Source organism: Kitasatospora sp. NPDC050463, from assembly GCF_040655255.1.
Taxonomy (GTDB): domain Bacteria; phylum Actinomycetota; class Actinomycetes; order Streptomycetales; family Streptomycetaceae; genus Kitasatospora.
Map to the genome: position 1 here is coordinate 13,947 of NZ_JBFAJO010000009.1, position 17,075 is coordinate 31,021.

The following is a 17,075-nucleotide window of genomic DNA, read 5'->3' on the forward strand; positions in this document are numbered from 1 at the left end:
AGTAGATCAGGTTTCAGTGTGGTGTGGAGTTCGCCAGTGACCATGTGAACAATGAGAGACCTCGAAGATACCGGCCCGTAGCGACTCCTCAGGTGCCAGGGCTGGTGATTCACGCCACGCCGGGGGCACCTGCCGGAGCACCGGCCGGACCAGCCGGAGCACCCCCGTCACTCTCGCGCCCCGGGAGCACCCTTGCCACCGCCCGCCACCTCCGTGCCCGCCGCCGCCCCGGGCCCCGCCCGGCAGCCCGCCGACCCGCCGCTGACCGCCCGCCAGGCCGAACGGCGGCGGCGGATCCTGCGGGCCGCCACCGGGCTGGCCGCCCGCGGTGGGTACGAGGCCGTACAGATGCGGGAGGTCGCGGAGGGCGCACAGGTCGCGCTCGGCACCCTGTACCGGTACTTCCCCTCCAAGGTCCATCTGCTGGTCGCGGTCATGCTTGAGCAGTTGCAGGGCCTCCAGGAGCAGGTCCGACGGCACCCGCCGGCCGAACGGGACGAGGCTTCGAGGGTCGCCGAGACGCTCACCCGGGCCTTCCACGCGCTCCAGCGCGAACCGCTGCTGGCCGAGGCGATGGTCCGTGCGCTCTCGTTCGCGGACCGCTCGGTGAGCACCGAGGTGGACCAGGTGAGCATCGCCACCGGGCAGCTGATCCTGGACGCGCTCGGCCAGCCCGGGCCACCGACCGACAGCCAGCGCGCCGCCGTCCGGGTGATCGAGCACACCTGGCACTCGGCCCTGGTCTCCTGGCTCTCCGGGCGCGCCTCGATCGCCGAGGTCCGTGCCGACCTGCACACCGCCGCGCGGCTGCTCACCCTGCCCTGAGCGCACACCGGGCCGGGCCGGGGGGCGAAGTGGAACCTGTTCTCGACAGGGGCCGTGTTCTCCGCGGGGTGCCGTGGTCCCGATGGGGTGGTGTGGTCCCGGTGGCGTGCCGTGGTCCCGGGGCCCCGGCTCCGGCGGCTCGGGCACCGGCGGCTCGGGCGCGGCGGCCGAAGTCGCGGCGGCTAGAGTCGACGGGCAGGACAACTCCATCCCGCTTCTCCCCCGGGGAAAGCCGGTGCGAATCCGGCACTGACCCGCAACCGTGAGCCCGGCGCTGGACGGCCGGGGCAGTCGGAATGCCCGGGGCGAGGCGAGCGGCCTGACCGGGCACACCCGTACCCGGCACCGTCGAGGTCTACGGAACGGCTCACCCGGGCCACCACACCGCTCATCGAAAGGCTCATCTCCACCATGCTCACCGCCGCCCGCCTGGGCGCCGTCGCCCTGTCCGCCACCCTGCTGGCCGGCGCCGCCGCCGCACCGGCCCTCGCCGACAGCCCCTCGACCGGCGCCACCGCGCCCGTCCCCGAGGGCCTCTACGGCAAGGGCGACCCGACGTACGACGGCGTGTGGCGCCAGTCCCTCGCCCTCACCGCTCTGGCGGGCGCCAAGGTGACCCCGGCCGACTCCGCCGTCTCCTGGCTCACCGGCCAGCAGTGCGCGGACGGCGGCTGGCCGTCCTACCGCGCGGACGCCTCGGCCGCCTGCGACGCCAAGACCGAGGACAGCAACGCGACCGCCGTCGCCGTCCAGGCCCTGGTCGCGCTCGGCGGCCACCAGGACGCCGTCGACAAGGGCGTCCAGTGGCTCAAGGCCAACCAGAACGCGGACGGCAGCTGGGCCTACAACCCCGGCAGCCCCGGTGACGCCAACTCCACCGGCCTGGCCGTGAACGCCCTGCTCGCCGCCAAGCTGGACCCGGCGGGCGTGGCCAAGTCGGGCCGCAGCGCCTTCGACGGACTGGCGCTCTTCCAGCTCGGCTGCGCCGCCCCCGCCGACCAGCGCGGGGCCTTCGCCTACCAGCCGGACCCGGCCGGTGCGCTCGCCCCGAACGCCCTGGCCGGCGCCCAGGCCTCGCTCGCCGCGGCGGGCGGGAAGCTGCCGGTGACGAACACCAACCGGACGGATGCCGCGCCCAAGCCGCTGCCCTGCGCGAACGGCTCCACGGAGCCGCTCGTGCCGCGCGCCGACTCCGCCGAGGCGGCCGGCGCCTACCTGACGGCGCAACTCGCGGCCGGCGGCCAGCACCTGACCCTGAGCATGCCCGGCGCCACCCCCACCCCCGACTACACCGCCACCGCCTGGGCCGCGCTCGGCCTGATCCAGGGCGGCCACCCGCAGCAGGCCGCCGGCGCAGTGGACTGGCTGGCCAAGGAGGGCGGCACCTGGACCAAGGGCGGCACGGACGCCTCCGCCACCGCCACCCTGCTGCTGGTCGCCCAGGCCGCCCAGCGCGACCCCGCCGCGTTCGGCGGCGACCTGGTCGCCCAGTTGACCGCGCTCGGCCCGGCGCCCAAGGCGACCGCCCCGGCCTCCGCCGCCGCCTCCTCGGCACCGGCCGAGAAGAAGAAGGACGACGGCCTCGGCCAGTGGTGGCCGATCGGCATCGGTCTGCTGATCGGCGTCGGCGGCGGCCTGGTGCTGAGCCTGCAGCGCAAGCGGGGCCAGAAGCGGTGACCGGCCCCGGCACCCCCAGGGGCCGGTCGGCGGGTGCCGGCACGTCGGCGGGCGCTGGCACGTCGGCGGGCGCTGGCCGGTCCAGGCGCGGCGGGCCGGCGGGCGCTGAGCCGGCGGGCGGCACCGCCGGGCGTGCCCGCACGGCCGGTCGTCTCTGTGCCGACCCCCAGCGGCGTCGGCGGGCGCTGGCCGCGGCTGCCCGGTTCGTCGCCGGACTGATCGCCGGGGTGCTGATCCTGCTGGTACTCGGAGCGGCGCCCGCCCAGGCCGCCGGGTACCGGTACTGGTCGTTCTGGAAGTGGTCCGACGGCGCCTGGGCCTACCAGCAGCAGGGCCCGGCCGTGTACGTGCCGCAGGACGGCAGCGTGGACGGCTGGCGCTTCGCCGTCAGCCCCGACAGCGGCCAGGACGCCGCGCGGCCCGGCGCCGCCGGGGACTTCGCCGCCATCTGCGACAGTACCGCCGAGCAGCCGGGGCGCAAACGCGTCGCCGTGGTCCTGGACTTCGGCAGCGTCGCCGACGCTCCCGGCGAGACCCCGCCCGAGCGCCGCACCGCCTGCGGGGTCGTGCCGGGCAACGCCGACTCGGCCGAGGTGTTGGCAGCCGTCGCGCCTCCTCTGAGGTACGACACCAACGGGCTGCTCTGCGCCATCGCCGGCTATCCGAAGGCGGGCTGCGGCGACCAGCTCGGCGCGGCCGACCGACCCGCCACGACCGGGGCCGCCGACGGCAAGCACAGCAGCGGCCCCGACATCGGACTGATCGCGGGAGGCGCCCTGGTCGCCGTCCTGGCCGGCGGCGCCGTCTGGCAGGCGCGCCGTCGCCGCTGAGTGGGGCCGAATATGTAGACCGGTCCACCTATGTAGACCGGTCTGCATATTCCGCGCCGGGTCTGCAGCGCCGCCTTGCCGCGTGTCGCCCGTGTGCCGTCCCCGTGCCGTCCCCGTGCCGTCCAGGGCCCGGCCGATAGCCCGGACCACGGAAGGGCTGCCCCCTCTATACCGACCGGTCTACCTACGAAATGGCCTTCTATACCGACCGGTCTACAGAGAATGCGACGCCCGCGGCAGGACCGGAAGAAGGGCTGGGAGTAGGAAGTCGACCCACCCGACTTCCTACTCCCGGCCACCAGCCCCACACCTCTCGACCCGCTCCCACCCCAACCCGCCTCACCCCAACCCACCTCGCCCCAACCCGCCTCAGCCCCCGCCCGCCCCGACCTGGACCCCCACCCCGTGACCACACCCCGCGCCCCCGGCCCGCCCCGAACCCCGCGCTCCCGGCGCCCCCCGCTCGGCCCCCGCCAGCTGCACCCCGGGGCCTGGTGGCTGTGGGCACTCGGCCTCGGCGCGGCGGCGACCCGCACCACCAACCCGCTGCTGCTGCTCCTGCTCGCCGCCGTCGCCGGCTACGTCGTCGCCGCCCGCCGCGGGGACGCGCCCTGGTCACGCTCGTACGGCGCGTTCCTCCGCCTCGGACTGCTGGTACTCGGCATCCGCCTGGTCTTCGCGGTCCTGCTCGGCTCCCCGATCCCCGGCACCCACGTCCTCTTCACCCTCCCCGAAGTCCCGCTGCCCGCCTGGGCGCAGGGCGTGCGGATCGGCGGCCGGGTCACCGTCGAGGGTCTGCTCGCCGCGCTCTACGACGGGCTGCGGCTGGCCACCCTGCTGGTCTGCGTCGGCGCCGCGAACGCCCTCGCCAGCCCGACCCGCCTGCTGCGCACGCTGCCCGGCGCGCTCTACGAGGCGGGCGTGGCCGTGGTGGTGGCGATGACCTTCGCGCCCAACCTGGTCGCCGACGTGCAGCGACTGCGCGCCGCCCGCCGTCTGCGCGGGCGCACCGACCGGGGCGTGGCCGCCGTGCTGAGCGTCGGACTGCCCGTGCTGGAGGGCGCGTTGGAGCGTTCGGTGGCACTGGCCGCCGCGATGGACACCCGCGGCTTCGGCCGCACCGCCGACGTCCCGCCGCGCCTCGCCCGCACCACCGCCGCGCTCACCCTGGCCGGTCTGCTCGGGATCTGCCTCGCCGCGTACGGGCTGCTCACCGCGGGCGGCGCCGGCTGGGCCCTGCCCGTCCTGCTGCTCGGCCTGGCCGCGGCCTTCGCCGGCCTGCTGCTCGGCGGTCGGCGTTCCCCCCGGACGCGCTACCGCCCCGACCCGTGGGCCCTGCCCGAGTGGCTGACCGCCGGGTCGGGCGCCGCCGTGGCCGCGTTGACGATCTGGCTCTCCGCCCGCGATCCCGCCGCCTTCGCCCCGACCGTCGTCCCGCCGACCGCCCCCGCCCTGCCGCTGACCGCCGTCCTCGCCGTGCTGGTCGGTCTGCTGCCGGCATTCGTCACCCCGCACCCGCCCCGGAGGGCCTCGTGATCACCTTCGAGCAGGTCTCCGTCCAGTACGCCGACGCCGAGGCCCCGGCGCTCAGCGGCGTCGACCTGACCGTCCCCGAGGGGGAACTCTGCCTGCTGGTGGGCCCGTCCGGCTCCGGCAAGTCCACCCTGCTGGGCACCGTCAGCGGCCTCGTTCCGCACTTCACCGGCGGTGTGCTGCACGGCCGGGTCACCGTCGGCGGGCGCGACACCCGGGACCACCGCCCGCGCGAACTCGCCGACCTGGTCGGCACGGTGGGCCAGGACCCGCTCGCCCACTTCGTCACCGACACGGTCGAGGACGAACTCGCCTACGGCATGGAGTCGCTGGGCCTGGCCCCGGACGTGATGCGGCGCCGGGTCGAGGAGACGCTCGACCTGCTCGGCCTCGCCGACCTGCGCGACCGCGCGCTCGGCTCGCTGTCCGGCGGCCAGCAGCAGCGCGTCGCCATCGGCTCCGTGCTCACCGTCCACCCGCGCGTGCTGGTCCTGGACGAGCCCACCTCGGCACTCGACCCGGGCGCCGCCGAGGAGGTGCTGGCCGTCCTGCAGCGCCTGGTCCACGACCTGGGCACCACCGTGCTGATGGCGGAACACCGGCTGGAGCGGGTCGTCCAGTACGCCGACCAGGTCCTGCTGCTGACACCCGGCGCGCCGCCCGTCCTGGGCGAACCGGCCGAGGTGATGGCGCACTCGCCGGTCCACCCGCCCGTGGTCGGGCTGGGGCGGCTCGCCGGCTGGCAGCCGCTGCCGCTCTCCGTCCGCGACGCCCGCCGCAAGGCCGCACCGCTGCGCACCCGGCTGGACGGCCTGCGGCCCGCCGCCGCACCGGTCGCCACCGGCACCCCGGTCGCCACCAACACCCCGATCGCCACCGCCGACCGTCTCGCCGTGAAGCGCGGGCCCGTCCCGGCCCTGCGCGGTGTGGACCTCGCCCTCCAACCCGGCGAGATCACCGCGCTGATGGGCCGCAACGGCGCCGGCAAGTCCACCCTGCTCGGCGCCCTGGTCGGCCTGCACGCCCCCGCCGCCGGCGGCGTCCGGGTCGGTGGCCGCACCCCGCACCGCACCCGGCCCGCCGAGCTGATCCGCCAGGTCGGCCTCGTCCCGCAGGACCCGCGCGACCTGCTGTACGGGGAGAGCGTCACGGCCGAGTGCGCCGCCGCCGACGGCGACGCGGGCGCCGAGCCCGGTACCTGCCGCGCCCTGGTGGAGCGGCTCCTGCCCGGCATCGCCGGGGCCACCCACCCCCGCGACCTCTCCGAGGGCCAGCGGCTCACCCTGGCACTGGCCGTGGTGCTCACCGCCCGGCCGCCGCTGGTCCTGCTCGACGAGCCCACCCGTGGCCTGGACTACGCCGCCAAGGCCCGTCTGGTGGAGATCCTGCGCGCGCTCGCCGCCGAGGGGCACGCCGTCCTGCTCGCCACCCACGATGTCGAGCTCGCCGCCGAACTCGCCCACCGCACGGTGATCCTGGCCGACGGCGAGATCGTCGCGGACGGCCCGACCCCGGAGGTGGTGGTCTCCTCCCCCGCCTTCGCCCCGCAGGTCTCCAAGATCCTCGCGCCCGGGCCCTGGCTCACCGTCCGCCAGGTCGAACGGGCTCTCGACGGGAGCGCCGGATGAGCCGCGCCCCGAGGCAGGCGAGCCGCGTCCCCCTCGGCCGCCGCTCCCTCCACGAGCGCCGGACGAACCACCCCGTCCCCCTCGGCCACCGCTCGATCGCGACCCTGCTGCTCACCTCGTTCGTCGGCGTGGCCGCCTTCGGCTGGCCGCTGCTCGCCTCGACCAGGTCCGCCCTGGTCGGCCACTCCAGCGACGCCCCCTGGCTGTTCGCCCTGCTCCTCCCCCTCCTGCTCGCCGTGGTGATCGCCCAGATCTCCGAGGGCCGGACGGCCGGCGGCGGCGCACCCGGCCTGGACGCCAAGTCGGTCGCCCTGCTCGGCGTACTGGCCGCGGCGGGCGCGGCGCTGCGCCCACTCGGCGCGGGTACGGCCGGGCTGGAGCCGATGTTCTTCCTGATGGTGCTCGCCGGGCGGGTCCTCGGCCCGGGCTTCGGCTTCGTCCTCGGCTCGCTGTCGATGTTCGCCTCCGCCCTGCTGACCGGCGGGGTGGGCCCCTGGCTGCCGTTCCAGATGCTCGCCATGGGCTGGGTCTGCCTGGGCGCGGGCCTCCTCCCGGGCGCCGCCACCCTGCGCGGCCGCCGCGAACTCGTGCTGCTCGCCGGCTACGGCGCCGGCGCCTCGCTGCTCTACGGCACGATCATGAACCTCCAGGGCTGGCCCTACATCGCCGGCCTCTCCGGCTCGATCTCCTTCGTCCCGGGGGACGAGGTGACGGCCAACCTGGTCCGTTTCGCCGCCTACTGCCTCACCACCTCCCTCGGCTGGGACCTCCCCCGCGCGGTCCTCACCGTCGTCCTCTGCCTGACCCTCGGCACCACCGTCCTGCGCGCCCTGCGCCGCGCCACCCGCCGCGCCGCCTTCGCCGCCCCGGTGGAGTTCAACCCGCCGAAGAACTGACCCCGGCGTGCCCCCGGACGGCTCCGGGGGCACGCCGGGCTTGGACCATGCGGCGGCGGCCCGTGCGGCGAACACCCCTCTTCCGGGTGAACCGCGCGGCTCCGGGCGTGACCTCCGCCCTCCGCCGTCCGTCCGTACACAAAGATCTCGACCGCACACCCACCGTGCCTTCCAGGAAGTGGAGTCGAGTTCGTGAGTTCCCTCAGGAGAGGTCTTGCCCGTACGGCCACCGTGGCCGTCGCGTCCCTGACGCTCGCCGGCGCGTTCGCCTCGACGGCCGCCGCCGTGACGTTCATCGGACGCGACGCACCGACCACCGTGACGATCGCCCCCGGCCAGACCGCCGCGGTGCCGTGGACGTACCAGAACACCGGCGGTCCCGGCCTCCTTCCCCCCTCCGGCATGACCGCCGTCTTCACCGCACCGGGCAACACCACCTTCGCCCCGCAGGCGACCGTCCCCACCGAGTACAGCGGCAACGGCTCGACCTGGACCGGCAACAACGTGGGCATGCGGAACTGCACGCTCGGCAACGCCAACCGGACGCTCACCTGCGAGGGTTACGGACTCAACGGCGGCCGGAGCAGCTGGCCGTCCAACGGCTACTTCCGTTTCTCCCCGCGGGTCACCGTGGACGCCACCGCGCCCGCCAACACGACGCTCCCGCGCGGCAACGGCAGCTTCCGGTACCGCGATCCGAACAACGGGACGGACTACACGATCGAGAACGGCACCCTGAACGTCGCCACCCCGCCCCGGGTGCCGACCGGGATGTGCCTGGACGTCGGCAACACCCGGTTCAACGCCGACAATGCCAAGATCTGGCAGTGTCTCGACCACACCAACCAGCGCTTCGTGCTCGACGGCGGCCGGGTCAAGGTCGCCGACACCGTCGGCTCCAGCCCGGAGATGTGCCTGGACGCCGACAACACCGGCTTCGACGGCGACAACGTACGCATCTGGGCGTGCGAGGACACGCCCGAAGGCACCGCCAACCAGACCTGGCAGCTGCGCCGGGGAGCGTTCGTCCTGGAGTCGACGCTCGGCACCGCCCACGAGATGTGCCTGGACGTCGGCCGCACGCGCGACAACGGCGACAACGCCTTCATCTACCGGTGCGGGGCGGACAACCCCAACCAGCAGTTCGTCGTGGAGGGCGGCTACATCAAGGTGAAGGACACCCTCTGACGCAGGCCCCCCGCCCGCCCTTCCCCGGATCCCTGGAAGGGCGGGCGGCCGTCAGCCGGCCAGGTGGTCCGGGCCCTCTCGAAACGGCGGGGAAGGGCGGGCGGCCGTCCTCGACCACGAGAACCACCGACGCGCGCCCCCGGACCCTCAGGACCGGGGGCGCGCGTCAGGCGAGCGGCCTCAGGCCTTCGGGCCCGCCGACTGGACGACCTCGAAGGACCACAGGGTGGAGCCGGAAGCAGCCGGACGCTTCGGAGCCTCACCCTCGGCGGCCGGCGGCCCCTGGCGGTGGGCGGCCTGCATCGGGCCCTCCATCCAGGCCTTGAAGTCGTCCTCGCTGCGCCAGCGGGTGTAGACGAGGTACTCGTCGGTGCCCTCGACCGGGCGGAGCAGCTCGAACCACTCGAAGCCGTCCGAGTTCTCGACCGCCCCGGCCCGGGCTGCGAACCGCTTCTCCAGCTCCGCCCGCTGCTCGGCCGGAACGGTCAGCACATTGATCTTCACGACGGACACGCCGCACCTCCTCGTCAGCCGGGGCCACCACAGGCCCCGGCCTGGTCAGTTGCGAGCAGTCTGCTACACCTGACGCCCCGTATCCGCCCACCCTCAGGCGATCCACGGCGGAACGACGCGGTCGGCGTCCCTCGGCGCCAGGCCGCAGGCACCCTCAGGGGTGACGGCGCCCGGGTTGTAGGCCACGGAGGGGGTGGGCGAGGCCACCACGGCGGTGAATCCGGCGGTGGTGCGAACCTGCCGGGCGACGTCCGCCGGCAGGACGAGGGTGTCGCCCGCCCCCATGGTGAGCACCTCGCCGGCGAGGTCGACGGTGGCGTCACCGGCCAGGAAGGTCCAGATCTGCTCGGTGCTCATGGCGTGCAGCGGGCCCTCGCGCCCCGGGATCATGTCGACGTGCCACATCGCGAGTCCGGTGCCGCCCTGGGTGGGTGAGGCGAGGGTGGTCATGGCGGCGTTGGGCGTCTCGGTGCGGCGGGCTTCGGTGCTGCGGATGACTGACATGTGCGGTGGCCCCCTAGAATGGTCAATGACGTTGTCCATATGGTCAATGAGGTTGTCTATCAATGTCAAGCGATTCCACTCCCCCCGGCTACGAGCTGCCCCTGCGCCTGCTGCTCGCCTTCCGCGTGATCATCGACGAGCTGCACGAGCGGATCGCCCACGAGGGTCACCCCGGCCTGCGACCGATGCACGGCTTCGTCTTCCAGGCGATCGGACCGGACGGCACCACCGCCGTCGAACTCGGCCGCCGCCTCGGCGTCTCCAAGCAGGCCGCCGGCAAGACGGTCGAGCAGCTCGAACAGCTCGGCTACGTCGAGCGCGGCAGCGACCCCGCCGACGCCCGCCGCAAGGTGGTCCGGCTCACCGCGCGCGGCACCGACTGTCTGGTGCGGTCGGCCAGGATCTTCGACGAGCTGCGCGCCCAGTGGTCCGACACCCTCGGCGAGGAGCGGCTGCGCACCCTGGAGACGGACCTGCGCACGCTGGCCCCGGGCGAGCCGTTCCGGCTCGACACCCCGCGATGGTTCGGTGCCCCCTGAGGCTGGCTCGGCACCCCTGAGGCTGGCTCGGCACCCCGCGGCAGGACCGGAGACCTTCCACGCGGCAGAACGGCTGAACGGCTGAACGGCTACAACGACCGCTGCGCGTGCTCCGGCCCGGGGTGGTCGGTCCGGTCCGGCCGGTCGCGCTCGTCCGCACAGAGCGTGGCGGAGAGCTTGGTCAGCAGCTCGGCGAGGTCCGCGTACTGCTTCTCGTCCCAGTCGCCGAGCAGTTCGGAGAGCTGCTCGCGACGGGCGGCCACCAGCCGCAGCGCCGCCGCCTCGCCCGGTTCGGTGAGCCGCAGCGGGAGGCTGCCGGTGCGCGACGCCAGACCCCGGCCCTCCACCTCCCGGGTGGCTTCCTCGATGACGGCGAGCGGCACCACCCGACGCTCGGCCAGGTCGGCGGGGTCGGCCGAACCGTGGTGGTGCATCTGCAGCAGCAGCCAGCTGGAGGCCGGCTTGAGGTCCAGTCCGGCCCCCGCGGTGATCCTTCGGAACAGGTCGCGCCGGGCCTCCCGAGTGCTCAGCACCGACAGGGCGCGGGCGATCTCGTCCAACGAGGACCGCTCCACCGGGTTGAGACCGATCGACTCGCTCAGGTCGGGAGCGGTCACCGTCGAGCGCAGCTTCTGCTCGCGCAGGAAGAGCGACAGCACGAAGGCGACCACGACCACCGGCACCGCGTACAGGAAGACCCGGGTGATCGACTCGGCGTACGCGTGGTGGATCGCGTCCTGCGTGGCGGCCGGCAGCCCGGCGATCATGCGCGGGTCGGAGCTGATCGTCCCGGGGTCGAAGCCGGGCGGCAGCGACACCCCGGACGCCAGGGCGTCGGCCAGCCGGCTGCTGAGCCCGGAGGCGAAGACGGTACCGAAGACGGAGACGCCGAACGACGCCCCGATGGACCGGAAGAAGGTGGCACCGGCGGTGGCCACCCCCAGGTCCTGGTAGCCGACGGAGTTCTGCACGACCAGCACCAGCACCTGCATCACCAGGCCCAGGCCGAGGCCGAAGACGAGGAAGTAGCAGCTCATCTCGAAGGTGCTGCTGTGCTCGTCCAGCGTGGAGAGCAGCAGCAGGCCCACCGTGGTGACGGCCGTCCCGACGATCGGGAAGATCCGGTAGTGGCCGGTGCGGGCGACGATCTGGCCGGAGCCGATCGAGGTGAGCAGCATCCCGAGGACCATCGGCAGCATGTGGATGCCGGACATGGTCGGCGAGACCTCCATGACCACCTGAAGGAACGTCGGCAGGTAGGTGAGCGCGCCGAACATCGCGAAGCCGACCACGAAGGAGATGACGGCGACCAGGCTGAACGTCCGGGAGCGGAACAGCCGCAGCGGCAGGACCGGTTCGGCCGCGGTCCGCTCGACCAGCACGAAGGCGACCAGCAGGACGAGGCCCAGCACGCCCAGTCCGACGATCTGCCAGGAGCTCCAGCCCCAGGTCGTTCCGCCGAGCGAGGTCATCAGCACCAGGCAGGTGGCCACCGAGGCGATCAGCACGGTGCCCAGGTAGTCGATGCGGTGCCGGCGCTTCACCTCCGACCCGTGCAGCACGGCGGCGATCACCACCAGCGCGACCACGCCGATCGGCAGGTTGATGTAGAAGACCCAGCGCCAGCTGAGGTTGTCCACGAAGAGGCCGCCGAGCAGCGGTCCGAGCACGCTGGTGACGCCGAAGACCGCGCCGAACAGGCCCTGGTACTTGCCGCGGTCCCGGGGTGAGACCAGGTCACCGACGATGGCCTGGGAGAGCACCATCAACCCGCCGCCGCCGAGGCCCTGGAGGGCCCGGAAGGCGATCAGCTCACCCATGTTCTGGGCGATGCCGCAGAGCACCGACCCCACCAGGAAGATGACGATCGAGGCCTGGAAGAAGCGCTTCCGGCCGTACATGTCGCCGAGTTTGCCCCAGAGCGGGGTGGCGGCCGTGGAGGCCAGCAGGTAGGCGGTGACCACCCAGGAGAGGTGCTCCAGGCCGCCGAGGTCGCTGACGATGGTGGGCAGGGCGGTGGAGACGATGGTCTGGTCGAGCGCGGCCAGCAGCATCGCCAGCAGCAGGGCGCCGATCGGCACCCAGAGGTTGGGGACGGTGACCTCCGGCGGGCCGGGCTCGCCCGCCGGGCCGCGGTCGGACACGGCGATCGGATCCGTCATCGGGTCTCCGTAGGGGTCGCGGCCCCCGGTCGGCGGGGTCCGTGCGGATGATCACTCCCAGCTCACCATGCTGTCAGAAATGCCCTGGTTTGCGCCGTTCAGTTGAGCCGAACGTAAGAACGGCGGCCGTTCGGGGGACTCCACCGGCCCGTCGACCGTTCATCGGGGCACAACCGTCATCAACCGTCACAACACCCCCGCAGGGGCCCGGACCCCCCCTGTCCACCCCTGGGACCGTCCTGCATAATCAGGCGCGTTCGCCCCCGGGAACACACGTCCGAGGGCAGCGAGAAACGATCCGAGACCGAGGAGGACCGGCCGATGCCGGACCAGCACTGCCCGACGTGCGGCACCGCACGCTCCGCCGGGTGCAGGTGCCTCCCGGATCCGGGCCTGACCGAGACCGCCGTCCTCCCGCACCTCGAAGGCCCGCCGCTGGTCCGCCCGTACGTGCCGCAGGCCGTCGGCCGGATCGTGGACATGCCGCCGGTGGACCTTCCCGTGGACCCGTTCGCCACCACCGTGCTGCCACCCGCCCAGGGGCCCGGCGCGCCGCCGGCGGGGCCCTGGCCCCAAGGGCCCGGTGCGCCACCGGTCGGGCCGGACGCGGACGCCTATGCGACCACGGTGCTGCCGCCGGTGATGTCGGTGCCCCCGCCGGGCCCCCGCCCGACGGTGGAACAGCCCCCGGCCGAGGACGCGGAGATCGGGTACTTCCCGTTCGACGGGGCCGCGCCCGGCGCCGCCGGTGGCCGGGCCGCCCGCCGCGCGACGGAGCAGGCCGAGGGGGGCATGCCGGCCCGGCGCAAGGGGCTGCTGGCGGCGGGCGGCGCCGCGCTGCTGGTGCTCACCGTCGGCCTGGCGTACGCGGTGACGCCCTCCGCCGAACCGACCGACCGGGCGCAGCCCGCGCCCTCCACGACCCTGGCGCTCGCGCCGGTCGACCCGACCACCCCGGCGGAGCCGAGCCCGAGCGCGCCGCAGTCCACCAGTGAGGCCCCGAGCCCGTCCCCGAGCAGGACGGCCAAGCCGAGCCCGAGCAGGACGGCGACCCCGAGCGCCACGGCCGTCACGGCCGCCCCGGTCGCGCCCGCTCCCCCGGCGCCGGTCACCACGCCGCCCGCGCCGACACCGACGCCGGTCACCCCGACCCCGACGACGACGGCGACGACCACCCCGACGCCGACGCCCACCTTCCAGGTGCTGCGGTACGGGATGAAGGGGGCGAGCGTGACGGCCATGCAGGAGAAGCTGGCCGAGGTCCTGTGCTGGATGAGCGTCCCCACGAACGGCACCTTCGACCGCCGCACCGAGAGCTCGGTCGCGTACTTCCAGGTGATGCAGGGGGTCCAGGGCGACGAGAGCGGCGTCTACGGCCCCAACACCGCCGCCGCCCTGGCGAAGCGCACCACCTGCTGACTACTGACCACACGCCGGACCGGTGGTCGTGCACCACCGTGGACCACCGGCCTTCCACGCGGCGGCCGCTGACCGCGCGTCAGCCGGTGATCGCCTGGAAGATGCTGAACCCGGCCATCAGCACCATGATGCCGGCCGCCACCCTGATGATCATCTTCATCGGGACGTGCTTCAGCAGCTTCTGCCCGCCGAGGATCGCGATCCCGGCGACGGCGCACAGCGCCAGCCAGGCGCCGATGCCGACGGCAAGCAGGTCGGCGTACTTGGCGGCCAGGTTGGCGGTCATGATCTGGGTGAGGTCGCCGAACTCGGCGATAGCGACGACCACGAAGCTGGCCCCGGCGACCTTCCAGAAGCTGTTCGCGGAGGGCTCCTTGGCGGCGTGGCCGTCCTCGTCGTCGCCGCCGTGGAAGAGCAGCATCGCGGCCCCGGCCAGGAACAGCACGCCGGTGACGCCCTCCACCCAGCGGTGCGGGAGCAGCGAGAGCAGCTGCCCGGCGACCAGGGCGATGCCGACCTGGAGGGCGAAGGCGGCGGCGATGCCCGCGAAGACATAACTCGCCCGGTACTTGGCGCCGAGCATCAGGCTGGCCAGGGCGGTCTTGTCCGGGAGTTCGGACAGGAAGACGATGCCGAAGGTGATCGCGGCTACGGTCAGGCTCATCGGGGGTTCGGTATCCCTCGGGTCGGGCTGCCGGGCCTCGGCGGCTCCGTGAGGGGACGCTCCGGCCCGACAGCGCTGGTCAGAACATCACAGCACTGCGGCCGAAGGTCTCGCCGGCACCCGTTTACGGATGCCCCGGGCGCCGGGCCCCTGGGGGCCAGTATGTCGACGGTCCGGTGGAGGGCTACTCCCCTTCAACGCGCCAAGCCTACCCGACCCCGCCGGGCCGCACGGTGCCCACCAGTCCCCGGGCGACCAGCTCCAGCACCACCACCACCGCCACCGACTCCACCGCCAGCAGCCCGATCAGCACGAACAGCTGCACCGCGCCCGCCTGCGTCGGGGAAGCGCCGCCTAGCAGCATGCCGACGAACGCGCCGGGCAGTGTGACCAGGCCCACGGTCCGGGTCTGGTCGAGCGCCGGGACGAGCGAGGTCGCGGCGGCGGTCCGGCAGATCTCCAGCCGGGCGTCGCGCTCCTCGAAGCCCAGCGCGAGCGCCGCCTCGACCTCGCCGTGCCGCTGGCGCAGCTCGTCCAGGGCGCGCCGGCCGGCCAGCGAGGTGGCGGTGAGCGCGCCGCCGATCAGGATGCCCGCCACCGGGATGATCGAGAGGCCCTTCGGCGGCAGCAGCCCGACGGCCAGCAGCAGCGCGAGCACCGGCAGCACCCCGGCGCCGATCGGCGCGGCCGCCCGGATCCACTGCGGTCCGGCGGTCATCCGCCGACCGGCCGTCCGCACCGCGACCGCGAACATCAGCAGGACGAACAGCGCCGACCACCAGAGCGAGCCGACCACCCAGGTGATCACCAGCGCGACGGCGGCCAGCTGCACCACCGCGCGCAGCCCGGCTCGCAGCACCGCGTGCCCCTGCCCGAGCAGGCCCCACCCGGCCACCGCCACGGCGGCTGCCAGCAGCACGGCGGTGACCACTCCCAGGGTGGGGGTGACCGGCAGCAGCTGGTTCTGCGCGGCAGCCGAGAGCGCCACTCCTCAGATCCAGCTGGTGAACCACATCCGGTCCTGCCAGGACGTCATGGGGATCACCTCCGCCGTGTAGAGCGGATAGAAGAAGGCGAAACAGGCCACGATCGCCAGCACGACCAGTCCGGCCCCGGCCGCACCGACCCGGCGCCGTTCGGGCGAGCAGCCCTGCGGCCCCAGCATCGCTCCGAGCATCTGGGCGACGGCCAGGCAGAGGAAGGGCACCAGCACGACCATGTAGAACGAGAAGACCGTCCGTTCCTGGTACTGGAACCAGGGCAGGTAGACGCCGGCGACGCCGCAGAGCACCGCGCCCGAGCGCCAGTCCCGGCGGAAGAACCAGCGCCAGAGCAGGTAGACCAGGGCGAAGCAGGCCGTCCACCAGAGCAGCGGGGTGCCGAGGCCGAGGATCTGCGCGGCGCAGCCGCCGGAGGCCGTGCAGCCCTGCTGCCCGTTCGGGACCTGCTCCCAGTACATGGAGACCGGGCGGCCCTGGACGAGCCAGCTGAACGGGTTCGACTGGTAGGTGTGCGGGGTGCTCAGACCGGTGTTGAAGTCGTACATCTGCGCGTGGTAGTGCCAGAGGCTGCGCAGCGGGGCCGGCACCCAGCTCATCGGGACCTGCGGCAGCGGGACGCCGAGGAAGCTGTCGGCGGAGAGCCCGGCCCGGTCGTCGGCCCAGTGCCGGTCGTACCCCCCGCCGCTGCGGCCACCGGCGGCGAGCCAGCCGGCCCAGGAGCCGACGTACACCACCAGGGCCGAGCCGACCATGGCGAGCAGGGCGGGCAGCGCGTCCAGGCGCAGCATCGAGCGCCAGGGGCGGCGGGCGCCGGCCCAGCGGCGTCCGGACTGGTCCCAGAGCACGGTGAGCAGGCCGAAGGCGGCGAGCACCATGACGCCGTTCCACTTCACCGCGCAGGCGGCGCCGAGGGCGACACCGGCGGCGATCCGCCAGGGGCGCGGGCCGAGGCGGATCCGGTCGCCGTCCGGGTCCCCCCCGTCGCGGGCGGACGCCAGGCGGGCACGGGTGCGGTCGCGGTCGATCAGCAGGCTGCCGAAGGCGGCGAGGACGAAGGTCATCTGGACGCCGTCCAGCAGGCCGACCCGGCTCATCACCAGGTGGAGGCCGTCGACGGCCATCAGCAGGGCGGCGGTGCAGCCGATCAGGGTGGAGCCGAAGAGCCGGCGGCCGATCCGGGCCAGCATCAGCACGGTGACGGTACCGAGCAGCGCGGTCATGAACCGCCAGCCGAAGGGGTGCAGTCCGAAGCCCCATTCGCCGAGCGAGATGACCCATTTGCCGAGCGGCGGGTGGGCGATGAACTCGGGCGCGGAGGTGAGCGGGATGCGCTGCGGAACGCCCAGGATGTCGGCGTTGGCGCTGTCCGGCCAGGTGCCCTCGTAGCCCTGTTCGAGCAGCGACCAGGCGTCCTTGGGGTAGTACGTCTCGTCGAAGACGAAGGCGTTGGGGTAGCCGAGGTTCCAGAACCTGAGCAGTCCGGCGAAGAGCGCCACGCCGATCGGCCCGAGCCAGCCGGCCCGCTCGGCCGCCCACCGCGGCAGCCCCCGACGGGCCGGTGCGGGGGCTGCGGGGGCCGGGGCCGCCGGGGGGTGCGTCAGCGCCGCTTGCGTCATCGGATACCTCCGGGGATGCCCCGCTTCAACCGGGGGGACGAACCGGACTTCCCGGCATAGCGGGGCGGGAGGTCGACAGC

The 17,075-nt window shown here is 74.0% G+C and carries 15 protein-coding genes and 1 riboswitch; of the genes, 9 read left to right on the forward strand and 6 right to left on the reverse strand.

Translation table 11 applies throughout. The features are described 5' to 3' along the window. The first annotated feature begins 192 nt into the window (after positions 1-192). The 7 genes from AB0J08_RS07875 (at position 193) to AB0J08_RS07905 (ending at position 8,577) form a co-directional block, all read left to right on the forward strand. Complete coding sequence (locus AB0J08_RS07875) at positions 193-825, forward strand: TetR family transcriptional regulator (protein WP_360628630.1); 633 nt, start codon at positions 193-195, stop codon at positions 823-825. Positions 826-1,050: 225 nt separating this feature from the next. Next, positions 1,051-1,127, forward strand: a riboswitch (cobalamin riboswitch). 109 nt (positions 1,128-1,236) lie between these two features. Then, positions 1,237-2,502, forward strand: coding sequence for a prenyltransferase/squalene oxidase repeat-containing protein (locus AB0J08_RS07880; RefSeq protein WP_360628633.1), 1,266 nt, complete (start codon positions 1,237-1,239; stop codon positions 2,500-2,502). 227 nt (positions 2,503-2,729) lie between these two features. Next, positions 2,730-3,332 carry an SCO2322 family protein gene (locus AB0J08_RS07885; protein ID WP_360628636.1) on the forward strand — a complete coding sequence of 201 codons (603 nt, stop codon included), beginning with the start codon at positions 2,730-2,732 and terminating at the stop codon, positions 3,330-3,332. Between the two features lie 477 nt (positions 3,333-3,809). After that, a complete protein-coding gene (locus AB0J08_RS07890) occupies positions 3,810-4,868 on the forward strand; it encodes an energy-coupling factor transporter transmembrane protein EcfT (protein WP_360629027.1) in 1,059 nt (352 codons plus the stop codon). Then, positions 4,865-6,493, forward strand: a complete 1,629-nt coding sequence (locus tag AB0J08_RS07895) for an ATP-binding cassette domain-containing protein (RefSeq protein ID WP_360628639.1) — start codon at positions 4,865-4,867, stop codon at positions 6,491-6,493. Before AB0J08_RS07890 ends, AB0J08_RS07895 begins: the two co-directional genes overlap by 4 nt. Continuing rightward, positions 6,490-7,389, forward strand: a complete 900-nt coding sequence (locus AB0J08_RS07900; RefSeq protein ID WP_360628642.1) for an ECF transporter S component — start codon at positions 6,490-6,492, stop codon at positions 7,387-7,389. Before AB0J08_RS07895 ends, AB0J08_RS07900 begins: the two co-directional genes overlap by 4 nt. 192 nt (positions 7,390-7,581) lie before the next feature. Continuing rightward, positions 7,582-8,577 (forward strand): RICIN domain-containing protein, encoded by a 996-nt coding sequence (locus AB0J08_RS07905; protein WP_360628645.1) that lies wholly within the window; start codon positions 7,582-7,584, stop codon positions 8,575-8,577. Positions 8,578-8,757: 180 nt separating this feature from the next. On the opposite strand, the gene AB0J08_RS07910 is transcribed toward AB0J08_RS07905, so the two are convergent. Continuing rightward, entirely contained in the window at positions 8,758-9,090 is a 333-nt protein-coding gene (locus AB0J08_RS07910) for an antibiotic biosynthesis monooxygenase (RefSeq protein ID WP_360628648.1), read from the reverse strand. A 93-nt stretch (positions 9,091-9,183) separates the two neighbouring features. Beyond that, a complete protein-coding gene (locus AB0J08_RS07915) occupies positions 9,184-9,594 on the reverse strand; it encodes a cupin domain-containing protein (RefSeq protein WP_360628651.1) in 411 nt (136 codons plus the stop codon). 62 nt (positions 9,595-9,656) lie between these two features. Here AB0J08_RS07915 and AB0J08_RS07920 point away from each other — a divergent pair, with 62 nt between their 5' ends. Beyond that, the gene (locus tag AB0J08_RS07920) at positions 9,657-10,133 is read left to right on the forward strand and encodes a MarR family winged helix-turn-helix transcriptional regulator (protein ID WP_360628654.1); all 477 of its coding nucleotides are present in this window, start codon (positions 9,657-9,659) and stop codon (positions 10,131-10,133) included. 89 nt (positions 10,134-10,222) lie between these two features. Here AB0J08_RS07920 and AB0J08_RS07925 read toward each other — a convergent pair whose 3' ends face one another. Beyond that, a complete protein-coding gene (locus tag AB0J08_RS07925) occupies positions 10,223-12,295 on the reverse strand; it encodes an MFS transporter (RefSeq protein ID WP_360628657.1) in 2,073 nt (690 codons plus the stop codon). A gap of 321 nt (positions 12,296-12,616) precedes the next feature. Here AB0J08_RS07925 and AB0J08_RS07930 point away from each other — a divergent pair, with 321 nt between their 5' ends. Next, positions 12,617-13,714 (forward strand): peptidoglycan-binding protein, encoded by a 1,098-nt coding sequence (locus tag AB0J08_RS07930; RefSeq protein ID WP_360628660.1) that lies wholly within the window; start codon positions 12,617-12,619, stop codon positions 13,712-13,714. Positions 13,715-13,793: 79 nt separating this feature from the next. Here the strand turns inward: AB0J08_RS07930 and AB0J08_RS07935 are convergent, their stop codons facing one another. From AB0J08_RS07935 to AB0J08_RS07945, 3 genes are all read right to left on the reverse strand, one after another. Continuing rightward, positions 13,794-14,378 carry a TMEM165/GDT1 family protein gene (locus tag AB0J08_RS07935; RefSeq protein WP_360628663.1) on the reverse strand — a complete coding sequence of 195 codons (585 nt, stop codon included), beginning with the start codon at positions 14,376-14,378 and terminating at the stop codon, positions 13,794-13,796. Between the two features lie 208 nt (positions 14,379-14,586). Next, positions 14,587-15,366 (reverse strand): ABC transporter permease, encoded by a 780-nt coding sequence (locus AB0J08_RS07940; protein WP_360628666.1) that lies wholly within the window; start codon positions 15,364-15,366, stop codon positions 14,587-14,589. A gap of 3 nt (positions 15,367-15,369) precedes the next feature. Then, complete coding sequence (locus tag AB0J08_RS07945) at positions 15,370-16,995, reverse strand: phospholipid carrier-dependent glycosyltransferase (protein ID WP_360628669.1); 1,626 nt, start codon at positions 16,993-16,995, stop codon at positions 15,370-15,372. Between the last annotated feature and the right edge of the window lie 80 nt (positions 16,996-17,075).

Excerpts from the sequence above, each read along its gene's own strand:
- AB0J08_RS07935 (WP_360628663.1), bottom strand. The coding sequence starts at position 14,378 with ATGAGCCTGACCGTAGCCGCGATCACCTTCGGCATCGTCTTCCTGTCC.
- AB0J08_RS07880 (WP_360628633.1), top strand. The coding sequence starts at position 1,237 with ATGCTCACCGCCGCCCGCCTGGGCGCCGTCGCCCTGTCCGCCACCCTG.
- AB0J08_RS07930 (WP_360628660.1), top strand. The coding sequence starts at position 12,617 with ATGCCGGACCAGCACTGCCCGACGTGCGGCACCGCACGCTCCGCCGGG.
- AB0J08_RS07925 (WP_360628657.1), bottom strand. The coding sequence starts at position 12,295 with ATGACGGATCCGATCGCCGTGTCCGACCGCGGCCCGGCGGGCGAGCCC.
- AB0J08_RS07920 (WP_360628654.1), top strand. The coding sequence starts at position 9,657 with ATGTCAAGCGATTCCACTCCCCCCGGCTACGAGCTGCCCCTGCGCCTG.
- AB0J08_RS07915 (WP_360628651.1), bottom strand. The coding sequence starts at position 9,594 with ATGTCAGTCATCCGCAGCACCGAAGCCCGCCGCACCGAGACGCCCAAC.
- AB0J08_RS07945 (WP_360628669.1), bottom strand. The coding sequence starts at position 16,995 with ATGACGCAAGCGGCGCTGACGCACCCCCCGGCGGCCCCGGCCCCCGCA.
- AB0J08_RS07900 (WP_360628642.1), top strand. The coding sequence starts at position 6,490 with ATGAGCCGCGCCCCGAGGCAGGCGAGCCGCGTCCCCCTCGGCCGCCGC.